Below are 14,465 nucleotides of genomic sequence, written 5' to 3' on the forward strand. Positions count from 1 at the left end.
CGGCAAGCCGGCTCCTACACGGGTGCGTCGCCAACACACCTGTAGGAGCTGGCTTGCCAGCGATGACGTCCGCAGAAATGAAGAAGCCCTGTCGCCTGGCCAATGGGTAGGCACATGCAGGGCGTTTGCTCACATCACGAAACAATTGGAACGCCCGGGGCGGGCCACTCAACTGTTCCCCTTCCGCAAACGTCACCCAGGCGGAAAAATCTGATGGGGCCTTTCTCCACGGCAAGTTGCCATCATGCTCGCGGCGGTTACTCGGCTACACACTTTTAACGGCGAAAATCACGCACCAAAAAGGCGCAACCGATCAGGCAGACGCCCGCTCATGGACCATAATCCACGGCGAAACCACCACCGCCCACAACTGTGGATCACGCTCCAGCAGATCCAGCGCCCGCGTCGCAGACAGCTTCTCCAACTTCCCGTCGGCCAGCCAGGCCGCCACTTTCTCGGCTTCGTTCTCGGCCACGGCCTGCGCCGCTTCGATCAGATCCAGCGTGGGATCGACCCACAATAGGGCACCCTTGGCGAAGAACGGCTCCAACTCCTTCCAGGAAATTGATGCGGTTTCACCAAGCAGCTTGGCATAGAGGGTGCTAGGTTCTTGGTTCATGGGTCTGTCCAGAAAAGAAATCGGCGCAATCATAACGTCGCGGTTCTGGCAGAAAAACCCAGATGCAATGGCGTCATCGATAGAGAAGCGTAGGAAAGCCAAGGATTGCCGTTGAACAGGCCGTTATGCCCAGCAAAATCCCGCCGCAATTCTGACTTTTTCTTTCAATAAAGCGACACCCCACGTTTTTGCCCCCAGCAGCCAGCTTTTCAAGCGAACGACCGGCGCTCTACACTGTACCGGTACAGTTGCCAGGGGCATTTCCGGGGTTAATAAAGAACTATCTGACCCGGTTCTGCGACTTTGGCCGCCAGGACTATAAAAAATACAACAGTAAGAGTGGAGCACTATGAATAAGGCTACTAAGCAGATTTCCAAACTGTTTGCCGCTATGGTTCTGGCCGGGGTTGCCAGCCATTCGTTCGCAGCTGACACCATCAAGATCGGCATTGCCGGCCCTAAGACCGGCCCTGTAGCCCAATACGGCGACATGCAATTCAGTGGCGCAAAAATGGCCATCGAACAAATCAACGCCAAGGGCGGCGTCAACGGTAAGAAACTCGAAGCTGTTGAATACGACGACGCCTGTGATCCGAAACAAGCCGTAGCCGTGGCCAACAAAGTGGTCAACGACGGCGTCAAGTTCGTGGTCGGCCACCTGTGCTCCAGCTCCACTCAGCCGGCCTCCGACATCTACGAAGATGAAGGCGTGATCATGATCACCCCGGCTGCCACCAGCCCGGACATCACCGCCCGTGGTTACAAAATGGTGTTCCGCACCATCGGCCTGGACAGCGCCCAAGGCCCAGCTGCCGGCAACTACATCGCCGACCACGTGAAGCCGAAAATCGTTGCCGTCCTGCACGACAAACAGCAATACGGTGAAGGCATCGCCACCGCCGTGAAGCAGACCCTTGAGAAGAAAGGCACCAAAGTTGCCGTGTTCGAAGGCATCAACGCCGGCGACAAAGACTTCTCCTCGATGATCGCCAAGCTCAAGCAAGCCAACGTCGACTTCGTCTACTACGGCGGCTACCACCCAGAGCTGGGCCTGATCCTGCGCCAAGCCCAGGAAAAAGGCCTGAAAGCCAAGTTCATGGGTCCGGAAGGCGTGGGTAACGACTCCATCTCGCAGATCGCCAAGGACGCGTCCGAAGGCCTGCTGGTGACCCTGCCGAAATCCTTCGACCAAGACCCGGCCAACGTCGCCCTGGCGGATGCCTTCAAGGCCAAGAAGGAAGACCCAAGCGGTCCGTTCGTATTCCCGGCCTACTCGGCCGTTGAAGTCATCGCTGGCGGCATCACTGCGGCCAAGAGCGAAGACGCTGGCAAAGTGGCTGAAGCCATCCACGCCGGCACCTTCAAGACACCTACTGGCGACCTGAGCTTCGACGCCAAGGGTGACTTGAAAGACTTCAAATTCGTGGTCTACGAGTGGCACTTCGGCAAACCTAAAACCGAAGCCTCGCCTCAGTAAGGTTCGGTCCTGACCGACTGCCAATAAAGCCCACGGCGTGCCGTGGGCTTTGTTTTACGAATGTACTGGGCCGTGCTTCCGTGATCCGGGGCCTTCCCACCTGAAAATCTCAAAACCGTCATCAGCGGTTCGCTGGCAAAACTCAGCTCGAAGTGGGTGCAGATCCACGGGGCCTGAGCGGGAAAATGACTCCACCAGTGAAATGCGTATCAGGTTTTTAGGAGCTTGTAATGCCTGACATCTATCACTTTTTCCAACAGCTGGTTAACGGTCTGACCGTTGGCAGCACGTATGCCCTGATCGCCATCGGCTATACGATGGTTTACGGCATCATTGGAATGATCAACTTCGCCCACGGCGAGGTGTACATGATCGGCTCCTACGTGGCGTTCATCGCCATTGCCGGGCTGGCCATGATGGGACTCGACAGTGTGCCGCTGTTGATGACCGCCGCCTTTATCGCCAGCATCGTCGTCACCAGTGCCTACGGCTACAGCATCGAACGGATCGCCTACCGCCCCTTGCGTGGCAGTAACCGCCTGATCCCGCTGATCTCTGCCATCGGCATGTCGATCTTCCTGCAAAACACGGTTTTGCTGGCGCAAGACTCCAAGGACAAGTCCATCCCCAACCTGATCCCGGGCAACATCTCCATCGGGCCAGGCGGGGCACATGAAGTGCTGATTTCCTACATGCAAATCGTGGTGTTCGTGGTGACCCTGGTCGCCATGCTCGGCCTCACTCTGTTCATCTCCCGTTCTCGCCTGGGCCGTGCCTGCCGCGCCTGCGCCGAAGACATCAAGATGGCCAACCTGCTAGGCATCAACACCAACAACATCATCGCCCTGACCTTCGTCGTCGGTGCCGCGCTGGCCGCTGTAGCAGCGGTGCTGCTGAGCATGCAGTACGGCGTGATCAACCCCAACGCCGGCTTCCTGGTGGGCCTCAAGGCCTTCACCGCAGCGGTCTTGGGCGGCATCGGCAGCATTCCGGGCGCCATGCTCGGCGGGCTGGTGCTGGGGGTAGCCGAAGCCTTTGGCGCCGATATCTTCGGCGACCAGTACAAGGACGTCGTGGCGTTCGGCTTGTTGGTTCTGGTGCTGTTGTTCCGGCCGACCGGCATTCTGGGCCGTCCGGAGGTTGAGAAAGTATGACTAGGAATCTTAAATCGGCGCTGTTCAGCGCCTTGTTGGTCTGGGCCGTTGCCTACCCGGTACTGGGCCTGAAACTGACCATCGTCGGCATCAACCTGGAAGTCCACAACACCAGCAACACCACCCTGGCGATCATCGCGATCTGCTCGGTGCTGATGTTCCTGCGGGTGCTGTTCAACCAGCAGATCAGCGCGGCCTGGAAATCCTCGCCCAACATGCCGTTGATCCCGGCCAAGGCCAGCAACTTCCTGACCCTGCCAACGACCCAGCGCTGGATCATCCTCGCGTTGATCGTCGCGGCACTGATCTGGCCGTTCTTCGGCTCCCGCGGTGCGGTGGACATTGCCACGCTGATCCTGATCTACGTGATGCTCGGCCTGGGCCTGAACATCGTCGTCGGTCTGGCCGGCCTGCTGGACCTGGGTTACGTCGGCTTCTACGCGGTGGGCGCCTACAGCTATGCGCTGCTGTCGCACTACTTCGGCCTGAGCTTCTGGATCTGCCTGCCGATTGCCGGCTTGATGGCGGCCACCTTCGGCTTCTTGCTGGGTTTCCCGGTATTGCGGCTGCGCGGTGACTACCTGGCGATCGTGACCCTGGGTTTTGGTGAAATCATCCGTCTGCTGCTGCGCAACATGACCGATCTCACCGGCGGCCCCAACGGCATCAGCAACATCGAAAAGCCGACCTTCTTCGGCCTGACGTTCGAGCGCAAGGCCGCCGAAGGCATGCAGACCTTCCACGAGTTCTTCGGTCTGCAGTACAACTCGATCAACAAGGTGATCTTCCTTTACCTGGTGGCCCTGCTGCTGGCGCTGGCGGCGTTGTTCGTCATCAACCGCCTGCTGCGCATGCCCATCGGCCGTGCCTGGGAAGCCCTGCGTGAAGACGAGATCGCCTGCCGTGCCCTGGGCCTGAACCCCACGGTCATCAAGCTCTCGGCCTTTACCCTGGGCGCCGCGTTCGCCGGTTTTGCCGGTAGCTTCTTTGCCGCGCGCCAAGGCCTGGTGACCCCGGAATCGTTCACCTTCATCGAGTCGGCGATCATCCTCGCCATCGTTGTACTGGGCGGCATGGGTTCACAGTTGGGTGTGATCCTGGCGGCGATCGTGATGATCCTGTTGCCGGAGCTGATGCGTGAATTCAGCGAATACCGCATGTTGATGTTCGGCGCCATGATGGTGCTGATGATGATTTGGCGTCCTCAAGGCTTGCTGCCCATGCAACGTCCTCACATGGAGCTGCGCAAATGAGCCGTGAGATCCTCAAAGTAACGGGCCTGAGCATGCGCTTTGGTGGCCTGCTGGCGGTCAACGGCGTGGCCCTGACCGTCAAGGAAAAACAAGTGGTGGCGCTGATCGGTCCGAACGGCGCCGGCAAGACCACGGTGTTCAACTGCCTGACCGGTTTCTACAAGCCCAGCGCGGGCAGCATCCTCCTCGATGGCCAAGCCATCGAAGGCCTGGCCGGGCATGAGATCGCCCGCAAAGGCGTGGTGCGGACCTTCCAGAACGTGCGCCTGTTCAAGGACATGACGGCGGTCGAGAACCTGTTGATCGCCCAGCATCGGCACCTCAACACCAACTTCCTGGCCGGTCTGTTCAAGACCCCTGCGTTCCGCAAGAGCGAGCGCGAAGCCATGGAGTACGCCGAGTACTGGCTGGACAAGGTCAACCTGCGGGAATTCGCCAACCGCCCTGCCGGGACCCTGGCTTACGGCCAGCAACGCCGCCTGGAAATCGCCCGCTGCATGATGACCCGCCCGCGGATCCTCATGCTCGACGAGCCGGCAGCCGGCCTCAACCCCAAGGAAACCGAAGACCTCAAGGCGCTGATCAGCGTGCTGCGCGAAGAGCACAACGTCACCGTGCTGCTGATCGAACACGACATGAAACTGGTCATGAGCATTTCCGACCACATCGTCGTGATCAACCAGGGCACGCCCCTGGCCGACGGCACGCCGGAGCAGATCCGCGACAATCCTGAAGTGATCAAAGCCTACCTGGGGGAAGCGTAAATGCTGCAATTCGAAAACGTTTCCACCTTCTACGGCAAGATCCAGGCCCTGCACAGCGTCAACGTGGAGATCCGCCAGGGCGAAATCGTCACCCTGATCGGGGCCAACGGCGCCGGCAAATCCACCCTGCTGATGACCCTCTGCGGTTCGCCGCAAGCCCACAGCGGCAGCATCCGCTACCTGGGCGAGGAACTGGTGGGGCAAAGCTCGGCGCAGATCATGCGCAAGAGCATTGCCGTGGTGCCGGAAGGCCGTCGGGTGTTCGCTCGCCTGACCGTGGAGGAGAACCTGGCCATGGGCGGGTTCTTCACTGAAAAAGGCGACTACCAGGAGCAGATGGACAAGGTGCTGCACCTGTTTCCACGGCTCAAGGAACGCTTCAGCCAGCGCGGCGGCACCATGTCCGGTGGCGAACAGCAAATGCTCGCCATCGGCCGCGCGCTGATGAGCAAGCCCAAGCTGTTGCTGCTCGACGAGCCCTCCCTGGGCTTGGCGCCGATCATCATCCAGCAGATCTTCGACATCATCGAACAGCTGCGCAAGGACGGTGTGACGGTGTTCCTGGTGGAGCAGAACGCCAACCAGGCGTTGAAAATCGCTGACCGCGCCTACGTGCTGGAAAACGGCCGGGTGGTGATGCAGGGCACTGGTGAAGCCTTGCTGACCGATCCAAAAGTGCGCGAAGCCTATCTGGGCGGCTAAGCACTGGTGACACGAAAAAACGGCCTGCGGGCCGTTTTTTTTGCTCTCGATTCCACTGGCTCGTGGCAAATGCGCCAGAGCCACACAGCCCTAGAGGCGATCCAGGGCCTCGCCACTGCGCTTGAACCAGCCGATCAGGTAATCCGCCAGCACCTGGGTGCGCCTGGGCAAACCGCCCTGGTACGGGTGCACCAGGTACATCGGCATTCTGCGGGTCTGATAGTCGCGCAACAACCAGCGCAGGCGGCCATCAGCCAACTCGGCATGGACCATGTAGGACGGCAGGCGCGCGATGCCGGCGCCCACCAGCGCGGCCTTTTTCAACAGGTTGTAGTGGTTGCTGGCAAAGGGGCCGGACACCCGCACCCGGTGCAATTCGTGCTGCTGGTGGTACAGCCACTCTTCGCGCCCGCTGTAGTGACTGTTGAGCAGGCAACGGTGCTCGGCCAGGGCCTTGGGCACCAGCGGCTCGCCGTATTGCTCCAGGTACGCCGGGCTGGCGCAGGTCATCTCGTGCCAGGCCAGCAGCGGCTTGGCCACTAGGCGCTCGTCATTGGCCACCTCGGAACGAATCGCCAGGTCAAAGCCATCCCGGGACAGGTCGCGGTAGCTGTTGTTGAGCTCCAGCTCGATCTGCACCTCGGGGTAATGCCGAGAAAACTCCAGCAGCAGGCCATCGAAAAACGTCTCCCCCAGTGACACCGGCACCGTCAGACGCACCGGGCCGACCATCTCCTCCTTGAGCCGGGCCAGGGCCTGATGGGCTCGCTGCACCTGCACCACCAATGCCTGGGCCTGAGGCAGCAAGGCCGCACCGGCGGCGGTCAGGCTCAGCTTGCGGGTGGTGCGCTGCAACAGCCGCACCGTGAACCGCGCTTCCAGGGCGCTGATGCGCTTGGACAACTGGCCCTTGCTGCAGCCCAATTGCTGGGCCGCCAGGGTGAAGCTGCCGGCGTCCATCAGCACGGCAAAGGCCGCCAGGTCATCCATTTCGCTCATGCGATTGTTTCCATTTGAAAACCAAAGGTTGCCCATTAGCGCGTTAATCAACAGAAAAAACCACCCTAGACTGCAACCTCATTTCCCCGTCTGAGGACAACAGCATGAAGATTCTATTGATCGGCGCGGCCGGCACCATTGGTTCAGCGGTGGACCAAGCGCTTTCCCAGCGTCACGACGTCATCCGTATCGGCCGCAGCAGCGGCGAGTTCCAGGTGGACATCAGCGACAGCGCCTCGATCCGCCGCCTCTTCGAGCAGACCGGCCGCTTTGATGCCCTGGTCTGCGCCGCTGGCAACGTGACCTTCGCTCCGCTGGGGGACATGACCGAACAGCACTTCGCCCTGGGCTTGCAGGACAAACTGATGGGCCAGGTCAACCTGCTGCTGATCGGCCGCGAGTTCGCCAACGATGGCGCCTCATTCACCTTCACCAGCGGCGTGCTCAGCCATGATCCGATCCGCAGCGGCGCCTCGGCGGCCCTGGTCAACGGCGCGCTGGACAGCTTCGTCCGCGCGGCGGCCATCGAGTTGCCCCGTGGCCTGCGGGTCAACAGCGTCAGCCCCACGGTGCTGGAAGAAGCCATGGGCAGCTATGCCCCGTACTTTCGCGGCTTCAAGCCGGTGCTGGCGGCAGACGTGGCCCTGGCTTACGCCAAAAGCGTGGAAGGGTTGCAGACCGGCCAGACCTATCACGTCGGCTGATCGGCATGGCGCCGGCCTCCGGCGCCAACATGGGTCGTCCGTGGGGTTGTGGTGGGCGCCCAGGCTGCGTAACGTGGCGGCACTTGCCTGGAGACCCCCTGATGCGCGCCGTCCGTTCCCTGCTGTGTGTTGCCCTGCTGCCCCTGTTTGCCGGTTGCCAGATGCTGCCGTTGTTGAATAACCAGGCCCAGGCGCCATCGCTCGCCGGCATGACGCGTCTGCAAGGCGAGCTCAGCGCCGCCGACGGCCAACTGCTCTTCAAGCCCTGCGGTGAACAGCGGCGCTATGCCCTCAAGGACAGCGGCGACACCAGCGTGCTGCAGCAAGCCGCGGCCTTGGCTGATGAACAGGGCACCCTGTTCGCCGACCTGCGCGGCAAGCTCGACGCCAAACCGCTCGCTGGCAGCGATGGCCAGCTGCAAGTGAGCCAGCTGTATCGCATCGAACGCACCAGCAACGCCTGCAACGACCCGACCTTCCAACGCCTGATCCTGCGCGCCAGCGGCCATGAGCCAGAGTGGAGCGTCGACGTCAGCACCAAAGGCATGGTGATCGAGCGTACCGGCCAGCCGGCCCTGGCCCTGCCCTATCTGGAAGAACAACTGGGCGATGGCCGCTTCAACCTCAGCAGCGAAGCCAACAACCAGCACGTCGAACTCTGGGTCGCCCCGCAACGCTGCATCGACAGTAAGACCGGCAGCGTGCAGCACCTGACCGCCGAACTGCGGGTCAACGGCCAGGTACAGCGGGGCTGCGGCTATTTCGGCGGCTCACGCAACGACTGAGTCGACGGGCAACCGTTTTAACCTCACGGCAACTCAGGATTGCGGCTTATAATCGCCGGTTCGAAAAACGCCCTGGCGCATTGGTGCGTCCCGCGAACCGGATCCTGTCATGTTACGAATCACCGAACTCAAGTTGCCGATCGACCATCCCGAAGAAGACCTGCGCCCTGCGATCCTGCAGCGCCTGGGCATCGCCAGTGATGACCTGCTCGATTTCACCTTGTTCAAGCGCAGCTACGATGCCCGCAAGAAGTCCTCGGAGCTGTGCTTTATCTACACCATCGACCTCGACGTGCGCGACGAGGCCAAGCTGCTGAAAACCTTCGCCGACGACCGCAACGTCAACCCGGCACCGGATGTCAGCTACAAAGTCGTGGGCCAGGCCCCGGCCGACCTGGCGCAGCGCCCGATCGTCGTCGGCTTTGGCCCGTGCGGGATTTTCGCCGGCCTGCTGCTGGCGCAGATGGGCTTCAAACCGATCATCCTCGAGCGTGGCAAGGAAGTGCGCCAGCGCACCAAAGACACCTGGGGCCTGTGGCGCAAAAGCGTGCTCAACCCCGAGTCCAACGTGCAGTTCGGCGAAGGCGGTGCCGGGACCTTCTCCGACGGCAAGCTCTACAGCCAGATCAAGGACCCGAAACACCACGGCCGCAAAGTCCTCCACGAGTTCGTCAAAGCCGGCGCGCCGGAAGAAATCCTCTACGTCAGCAAACCGCACATCGGCACCTTCCGCCTCACCGGCGTGGTCGAGAACATGCGCCAGCAGATCATTGCCCTGGGCGGTGAAGTGCGCTTCGAACAGCGGGTCACCGACGTGCTGATCGAAGACGGCCAACTGTGCGGCGTGACCCTCAACAGCGGCGAACAACTGCTCTCCCGGCACGTGATCCTGGCCCTCGGCCACAGCGCTCGGGACACCTTCCGCATGCTCCACGGCCGGGGCGTGTTCATGGAGGCCAAGCCGTTCTCGGTGGGGTTCCGTATCGAGCACCCGCAATCGCTGATCGACAGCGCGCGCCTGGGCAAGTACGCCGGCCACCCGAAACTCGGGGCCGCCGATTACAAACTGGTGCACCACGCGAAAAACGGCCGTTCGGTCTACAGCTTCTGCATGTGCCCAGGTGGCACGGTGGTAGCGGCCACGTCCGAGCCGAATCGGGTAGTGACCAACGGCATGAGCCAGTACTCACGCAACGAGCGCAATGCCAACTCAGGCATCGTGGTTGGCATTACCCCTGAAGTGGATTACCCGGATGGCCCGCTGGCGGGGATCGAGTTGCAAGAGCGCCTGGAATCCCACGCCTTTGTCCTCGGCGGCAGCAACTACGAGGCCCCGGCACAACTGGTGGGCGACTTTATCGCCGGCAAGCCGTCGACGGCACTGGGCAGCGTCGAGCCATCCTACAAGCCGGGCGTGGCCCTGGGCGATTTGGCCCTGGCCTTGCCGGACTTCGCCATTGAGGCCATTCGTGAGGCACTGCCGGCCTTCGAGCGTCAGATCAAGGGCTACTCCTTGCACGACGCGGTGCTGACCGGCATCGAGACCCGCACCTCATCGCCACTGCGCATCACCCGTGACGAAACGATGCAGAGCCTCAACGTCAAAGGCCTGTTCCCGGCCGGAGAAGGCGCTGGTTACGCTGGAGGGATTCTCTCTGCCGGTGTGGACGGAATTCGGATCGCCGAAGCCGTGGCCCGCAGCATCCTCGGCATCGAAGCCTAAACCTGGCTTGTGTAGGAGCCGGCTCGCCGGCCATAGCGCCCCCCAGAGCGATACATGGCTCAAGGCTGAATCGCCGGCAAGGCCGGCTCCTACAGTTGTATTCAGAGGCCAGCGCGCAATACGCTGGCCGGCAATACCGCGCCCCGCTCCACACTGGCTGCCACCTCGGCGATCAACCCGCTCAACTCATAGCCCTGCCCCGCCAGCCACTGCTCATCGTAGTAGGTGGTCGCATAGCGCTCGCCGCCGTCACATAGGATCGCCACGATCGACCCCGACTCCCCCGCCGCCGCCATCTGTTGCGCGGCCATCAGCGCGCCAATCAGGTTGGTCCCGCTGGAGCCGCCGACCCGGCGTCCCAGGCGTTGTGCCAGGTAATGCATGGCCGCCAGCGACAGGGCGTCCGGCACCTTGACCATGGCATCGATCACTTTGGGCAGGAACGACGCTTCCACCCGCGCCGGCCGATCCCCTCGATGCGCGACCCGCAGTCCAGGCGCAGGCTGGCGTCCCCACTCTGGTAGTAATCGAAGAACACCGAACGCTCGGCATCGGCGCACAGGACGCGAGTGCGATGCTGGCGATAACGCACATAACGGCCCAGGGTGGCGGTGGTGCCACCGGTGCCCGGGCTGGAAATCAGCCAGCTGGGCTCTGGATAACGCTCGCAGCGCAACTGCTGGAAAATCGACTCGGCGATGTTGTTGTTGGCCCGCCAGTCGGTGGCCCGTTCGGCGTAGGTGAACTGGTCCATAAAGTGGCCGCCGCTTTCACGGGCCAGACGCTCGGACTCGGTGTAGATCTGCGTCGGGTCCTGCACCAGGTGACTTTGCCCACCGTAAAAAGCGATTTGGGCGATCTTTTCCTGGGAGGTGCTGGCCGGCATCACCGCAATAAAGGGCAAGCCCAGCAGGCGCGCAAAATAGGCTTCGGAAATCGCCGTCGAACCGCTGGATGCCTCGATCACCGGCGCGCCGGGCTTGAGCCAGCCGTTGCACAAGGCATAGAGAAACAACGACCGCGCCAGGCGGTGCTTGAGGCTGCCGGTGGGGTGACTCGACTCGTCCTTGAAGTACAGCTCGATGCCCGGCAGGCCCGGCAATGGCAACGGAATCAGGTGAGTGTCGGCGCTGCGCTGGAAGTCGGCCTCGATGATGCGGATAGCCTCGCGGGCCCATTGACGCGAATCACTCATGCTCACTACTCACTTGGCTGGGCGCCACACGGGCGCGCAAAAATGGACGGTCCGCAATGCCTGCAACATCCCATAAACCGGGGCCGAAAAGGCTGTGGGCGGACATCTTAGGAAATATCTTCGGCCCCTCACAGGTACAGCTAGGAAGCAATTGGCAACACAACTGCCGACGGGCTTTTTCAACAGACCCTCTGGACCCTGCTTATAACAAAAAAGAATATAATTTTTGTTTTAACAACTAAGAGTACGGGTTAGGGTGTGCCATCTTTTTAGCTTTTGGGGAGAGCGACCTTGCCTCTGCGTAGCACTTTCACTCGTTTCTTTGCCATGGAAGCTGCCAGCGGCCTGCTATTGATTGCCGCCGCTGTGCTGGCCCTGATCATCAATAACTCGCCGCTGTCCTGGCTCTATAACGGATTGCTGGAAACCCCGGTGGTGGCCCAGATCGGCGCCCTGAAAATCGCCAAGCCGCTGTTGCTGTGGATCAACGACGGCCTGATGGCCCTGTTCTTCCTGCTGATCGGCCTGGAGGTCAAGCGGGAGGTCCTGGAAGGCCACCTGTCCAAGCCTTCGCAGATTGTCCTGCCCGGTGCGGCGGCCATCGGCGGGATGCTGGTGCCGACGCTGATCTATTGGTTCCTCAACCGCGACAACCCGCCAGCCCTGAACGGCTGGGCCATTCCCACCGCCACGGACATTGCCTTCGCCCTTGGTGTGCTGGCCTTGCTCGGCAAACGGGTGCCGGTGTCGCTGAAGCTGTTCCTGATGACCCTGGCGATCATTGATGACCTGGGGGCCATCGTGATCATCGCGATCTTCTATTCCGGTGCCCTGTCGACCTTGTCGCTGATGCTGGCGGCCGCGTGCCTGGCGGCCCTGGTGGCGATGAATCGCCTGGGGGTGGTGAAGCTCGGGCCTTACATGATCATCGGCCTGATTCTCTGGGTCTGCGTACTCAAGAGTGGGGTGCATGCGACGCTGGCCGGCGTGACCCTGGCCTTCTGCATTCCGCTGCGCACCAAAAACGCCGAGCCCTCGCCACTGCGTAGCCTGGAACACGCCCTGCACCCTTGGGTGTCTTACGGCATCCTGCCCTTGTTCGCCTTCGCCAACGCCGGGCTGTCCCTGAGCGGCGTAACCCTCGAAAGCTTCACCCACGCCGTGCCGATGGGCATCGCCATCGGCCTGCTGCTGGGCAAGACCGTGGGGGTCTTCGGCTTGACCTGGCTGGCAGTCAAGAGCGGCCTCTCGGCCCTGCCCAGCGGCGCCAATTGGGGTCAGGTGCTGGGGGTGGCGATCCTCTGCGGGATCGGCTTCACCATGAGCTTGTTCGTCGGCTCCCTGGCCTTTGTCCCGGGCAGCAGCGATTACGCGGGCATGGACCGCATGGGGATCCTCACCGGTTCCTTGTTCGCCGCCTTGATCGGTTATGCGGTGACCGCCGCCGCCAGCCGCAAGAACAACAGCCTGGCTTCCTGATCCAGGCCTGAAAACACAAAACCCCGACCAGTTGCCTGGTCGGGGTTTTGTTTTAAGCGCTGAAGGCTTAGTGGGAAACGCGACTTGTGCCATCCACGGTCATGATGCGCACACGCTCACCGACGCGGAACACTTCGTTTTCCTGGACCTGTTGCACATAGGCACGAATACCGCCGTCGTCTTCACGGACGGTGATTTCCACGCCTTGGGTGCGGGTCAGGCCTTCTTCCGTGGCCGAGCCCAGCAGGCCGCCGGCCACCGCGCCGATCACCGCGGTAACGATGCTGCCACGGCCGCCGCCGATAGCACTGCCGCCCACGCCACCAATCACGGCGCCTGCAGCGCCGCCGATTGGGGTCTTGGTGCCTTCGATTTTCACCGGACGCAAGGATTCGATGGTACCCAGGCGGACGCTCTGAACCCGACGCGCTTCATCACGGGAGTAAGAGTCACCGGTCAGGTTCGAGGCACAGCCACCGAGCAACATCGCCATCGTGGTGAAGGACGCAACCAGCAGAACAGACTTACGCATAGGATCAACTCCAAAGGACAGACGAACATTAAACTCCGCAGCTTGATACCTGTCACGGCATGGCCCGGATAAAATTGTTTTCATTCAGCCTAAGTACAGACTGCACAAACGCCAAGAACGCTCAAAACCTTAGCGCTAATTTACAAGGCTGCACTCCGCCGAAAGGATTTCCATGGACTACTTCATCATCGTCGCCACTACCCTGGCCGGCCTGTATTTTCACGGCTGGCTGTATGTCCGCATCAAGCGCTGGATGGATCGCGACCTGGCCTTGTCGCTGGCCGGCGCCGACGAGGGGAAGAAGCAGTTCATGCTGCAACAACTGGCCTCGGCCCATCGGCAGAAAGTAAAACGCCGGGACCTGCCGCAGTGGCTCAAGGCCGCTGCGGCCGGTTATCCCGGCGAATGACACTGCAACGGCTTTAAGGGGCCAGGCGCTCACGCAGCCAGTCGGCGCCCTGCAGACGGTAGTTCAAGCGATCGTGCAGACGGCTTGCCCGCCCTTGCCAGAACTCGATGCGCTCCGGCAGCAGGCGGTAACCGCCCCAGTGCTCCGGGCAATCGGGCTGGCTGTCGCTGAAGCGCGCCTCCGTCGCCTTGAGCAACCCCTCCAACTCGGCCCGGTCGGCAATTACCCGGCTTTGCGGCGAAGCCCAGGCCCCCAGGCGGCTGCCCAGCGGCCGCACCTGGTAATAGGCATCGGACTCTTGTGCACTGACCTTGACCACGCGGCCTTCGATACGCACCTGGCGTTCCAGCGTGGGCCAGAAAAACGTCATGGCCGCAAAGGGGCGCGCGGCCAATTGCCGGCCCTTATCGCTCTCGTAGTTGGTGAAAAAGGTAAAACCTTGTTCATCCAGGCCCTTGAGCAGCAGGATCCGGCAATGGGGGCGGCCGTCTTCATCGACGGTCGCCAGGGTCATGGCGTTGGCTTCAACCGGGGCTTGCTCGGTCTTCACCGCATCCGCGAACCACTGATGGAACAAGCCGAATGGCTCAACCGGGGCCTGAGCCTCAGTCAAGCCATCACGCGTGTAGTCGCGGCGCATATCAGCCAAGGCAGTCATGGCAGCTTCCTT

General features: G+C 61.7%; 14 protein-coding genes and 1 pseudogene. 10 read left to right on the forward strand and 5 right to left on the reverse strand.

What is annotated here, in order from left to right:
* Positions 1-313: 313 nt before the first annotated feature.
* Positions 314-619 carry a DUF2288 domain-containing protein gene (locus M1B34_RS18795; protein WP_123336474.1) on the reverse strand — a complete coding sequence of 102 codons (306 nt, stop codon included), beginning with the start codon at positions 617-619 and terminating at the stop codon, positions 314-316.
* Between the two features lie 349 nt (positions 620-968).
* Between M1B34_RS18795 and M1B34_RS18800 the strand changes: the two genes are divergently transcribed.
* The 5 genes from M1B34_RS18800 (at position 969) to M1B34_RS18820 (ending at position 5,969) form a co-directional block, all read left to right on the forward strand.
* Positions 969-2,096 (forward strand): branched-chain amino acid ABC transporter substrate-binding protein, encoded by a 1,128-nt coding sequence (locus M1B34_RS18800; RefSeq protein ID WP_123336476.1) that lies wholly within the window; start codon positions 969-971, stop codon positions 2,094-2,096.
* A 230-nt stretch (positions 2,097-2,326) separates the two neighbouring features.
* Positions 2,327-3,250 carry a high-affinity branched-chain amino acid ABC transporter permease LivH gene (livH, locus tag M1B34_RS18805; RefSeq protein WP_123336478.1) on the forward strand — a complete coding sequence of 308 codons (924 nt, stop codon included), beginning with the start codon at positions 2,327-2,329 and terminating at the stop codon, positions 3,248-3,250.
* Positions 3,247-4,503 carry a high-affinity branched-chain amino acid ABC transporter permease LivM gene (locus M1B34_RS18810; protein WP_123336481.1) on the forward strand — a complete coding sequence of 419 codons (1,257 nt, stop codon included), beginning with the start codon at positions 3,247-3,249 and terminating at the stop codon, positions 4,501-4,503. Before livH ends, M1B34_RS18810 begins: the two co-directional genes overlap by 4 nt.
* Positions 4,500-5,267 (forward strand): high-affinity branched-chain amino acid ABC transporter ATP-binding protein LivG, encoded by a 768-nt coding sequence (gene livG / locus M1B34_RS18815; protein WP_123336483.1) that lies wholly within the window; start codon positions 4,500-4,502, stop codon positions 5,265-5,267. The genes M1B34_RS18810 and livG overlap by 4 nt, the downstream gene beginning before the upstream one ends.
* Positions 5,268-5,969, forward strand: coding sequence for an ABC transporter ATP-binding protein (locus M1B34_RS18820; RefSeq protein WP_123336485.1), 702 nt, complete (start codon positions 5,268-5,270; stop codon positions 5,967-5,969).
* Positions 5,970-6,059: 90 nt separating this feature from the next.
* Here the strand turns inward: M1B34_RS18820 and M1B34_RS18825 are convergent, their stop codons facing one another.
* The gene (locus M1B34_RS18825; protein ID WP_268265930.1) at positions 6,060-6,968 is read right to left on the reverse strand and encodes a LysR family transcriptional regulator; all 909 of its coding nucleotides are present in this window, start codon (positions 6,966-6,968) and stop codon (positions 6,060-6,062) included.
* 104 nt (positions 6,969-7,072) lie between these two features.
* On the opposite strand from M1B34_RS18825, the gene M1B34_RS18830 reads away from it, so the two are divergent.
* The 3 genes from M1B34_RS18830 to M1B34_RS18840 all read left to right on the forward strand — a co-directional run bounded on the left by M1B34_RS18830 (position 7,073) and on the right by M1B34_RS18840 (position 10,180).
* Positions 7,073-7,672 (forward strand): short chain dehydrogenase, encoded by a 600-nt coding sequence (locus M1B34_RS18830; protein WP_123336489.1) that lies wholly within the window; start codon positions 7,073-7,075, stop codon positions 7,670-7,672.
* Between the two features lie 101 nt (positions 7,673-7,773).
* Positions 7,774-8,457, forward strand: coding sequence for a COG3650 family protein (locus M1B34_RS18835; protein ID WP_123336491.1), 684 nt, complete (start codon positions 7,774-7,776; stop codon positions 8,455-8,457).
* Between the two features lie 109 nt (positions 8,458-8,566).
* Positions 8,567-10,180 carry an NAD(P)/FAD-dependent oxidoreductase gene (locus tag M1B34_RS18840; RefSeq protein ID WP_268265931.1) on the forward strand — a complete coding sequence of 538 codons (1,614 nt, stop codon included), beginning with the start codon at positions 8,567-8,569 and terminating at the stop codon, positions 10,178-10,180.
* Between the two features lie 101 nt (positions 10,181-10,281).
* Here the strand turns inward: M1B34_RS18840 and M1B34_RS18845 are convergent.
* Positions 10,282-11,375 (reverse strand): annotated as a pseudogene (locus M1B34_RS18845) (PLP-dependent cysteine synthase family protein).
* 291 nt (positions 11,376-11,666) lie between these two features.
* On the opposite strand from M1B34_RS18845, the gene nhaA reads away from it, so the two are divergent.
* Complete coding sequence (gene nhaA / locus M1B34_RS18850) at positions 11,667-12,854, forward strand: Na+/H+ antiporter NhaA (RefSeq protein ID WP_268265932.1); 1,188 nt, start codon at positions 11,667-11,669, stop codon at positions 12,852-12,854.
* A 67-nt stretch (positions 12,855-12,921) separates the two neighbouring features.
* Here nhaA and M1B34_RS18855 read toward each other — a convergent pair whose 3' ends face one another.
* Entirely contained in the window at positions 12,922-13,386 is a 465-nt protein-coding gene (locus tag M1B34_RS18855) for an outer membrane lipoprotein (RefSeq protein WP_123336499.1), read from the reverse strand.
* Between the two features lie 172 nt (positions 13,387-13,558).
* On the opposite strand from M1B34_RS18855, the gene M1B34_RS18860 reads away from it, so the two are divergent.
* A complete protein-coding gene (locus tag M1B34_RS18860) occupies positions 13,559-13,795 on the forward strand; it encodes a hypothetical protein (RefSeq protein ID WP_123336501.1) in 237 nt (78 codons plus the stop codon).
* Positions 13,796-13,808: 13 nt separating this feature from the next.
* Here the strand turns inward: M1B34_RS18860 and pdxH are convergent, their stop codons facing one another.
* Positions 13,809-14,453, reverse strand: a complete 645-nt coding sequence (gene pdxH, locus M1B34_RS18865) for a pyridoxamine 5'-phosphate oxidase (RefSeq protein WP_268263665.1) — start codon at positions 14,451-14,453, stop codon at positions 13,809-13,811.
* Positions 14,454-14,465: the final 12 nt, after the last annotated feature.

Origin of the sequence: Pseudomonas morbosilactucae (assembly GCF_023241715.1) — a bacterium.
Classification (GTDB): Bacteria; Pseudomonadota; Gammaproteobacteria; order Pseudomonadales; family Pseudomonadaceae; genus Aquipseudomonas; species Aquipseudomonas morbosilactucae.

Excerpts from the sequence above, each read along its gene's own strand:
- M1B34_RS18855 (WP_123336499.1), bottom strand. The coding sequence starts at position 13,386 with ATGCGTAAGTCTGTTCTGCTGGTTGCGTCCTTCACCACGATGGCGATG.
- M1B34_RS18795 (WP_123336474.1), bottom strand. The coding sequence starts at position 619 with ATGAACCAAGAACCTAGCACCCTCTATGCCAAGCTGCTTGGTGAAACC.
- M1B34_RS18820 (WP_123336485.1), top strand. The coding sequence starts at position 5,268 with ATGCTGCAATTCGAAAACGTTTCCACCTTCTACGGCAAGATCCAGGCC.
- M1B34_RS18860 (WP_123336501.1), top strand. The coding sequence starts at position 13,559 with ATGGACTACTTCATCATCGTCGCCACTACCCTGGCCGGCCTGTATTTT.
- livH (WP_123336478.1), top strand. The coding sequence starts at position 2,327 with ATGCCTGACATCTATCACTTTTTCCAACAGCTGGTTAACGGTCTGACC.
- M1B34_RS18810 (WP_123336481.1), top strand. The coding sequence starts at position 3,247 with ATGACTAGGAATCTTAAATCGGCGCTGTTCAGCGCCTTGTTGGTCTGG.
- pdxH (WP_268263665.1), bottom strand. The coding sequence starts at position 14,453 with ATGACTGCCTTGGCTGATATGCGCCGCGACTACACGCGTGATGGCTTG.
- livG (WP_123336483.1), top strand. The coding sequence starts at position 4,500 with ATGAGCCGTGAGATCCTCAAAGTAACGGGCCTGAGCATGCGCTTTGGT.
- M1B34_RS18835 (WP_123336491.1), top strand. The coding sequence starts at position 7,774 with ATGCGCGCCGTCCGTTCCCTGCTGTGTGTTGCCCTGCTGCCCCTGTTT.
- M1B34_RS18840 (WP_268265931.1), top strand. The coding sequence starts at position 8,567 with ATGTTACGAATCACCGAACTCAAGTTGCCGATCGACCATCCCGAAGAA.
- M1B34_RS18825 (WP_268265930.1), bottom strand. The coding sequence starts at position 6,968 with ATGAGCGAAATGGATGACCTGGCGGCCTTTGCCGTGCTGATGGACGCC.
- M1B34_RS18830 (WP_123336489.1), top strand. The coding sequence starts at position 7,073 with ATGAAGATTCTATTGATCGGCGCGGCCGGCACCATTGGTTCAGCGGTG.
- M1B34_RS18800 (WP_123336476.1), top strand. The coding sequence starts at position 969 with ATGAATAAGGCTACTAAGCAGATTTCCAAACTGTTTGCCGCTATGGTT.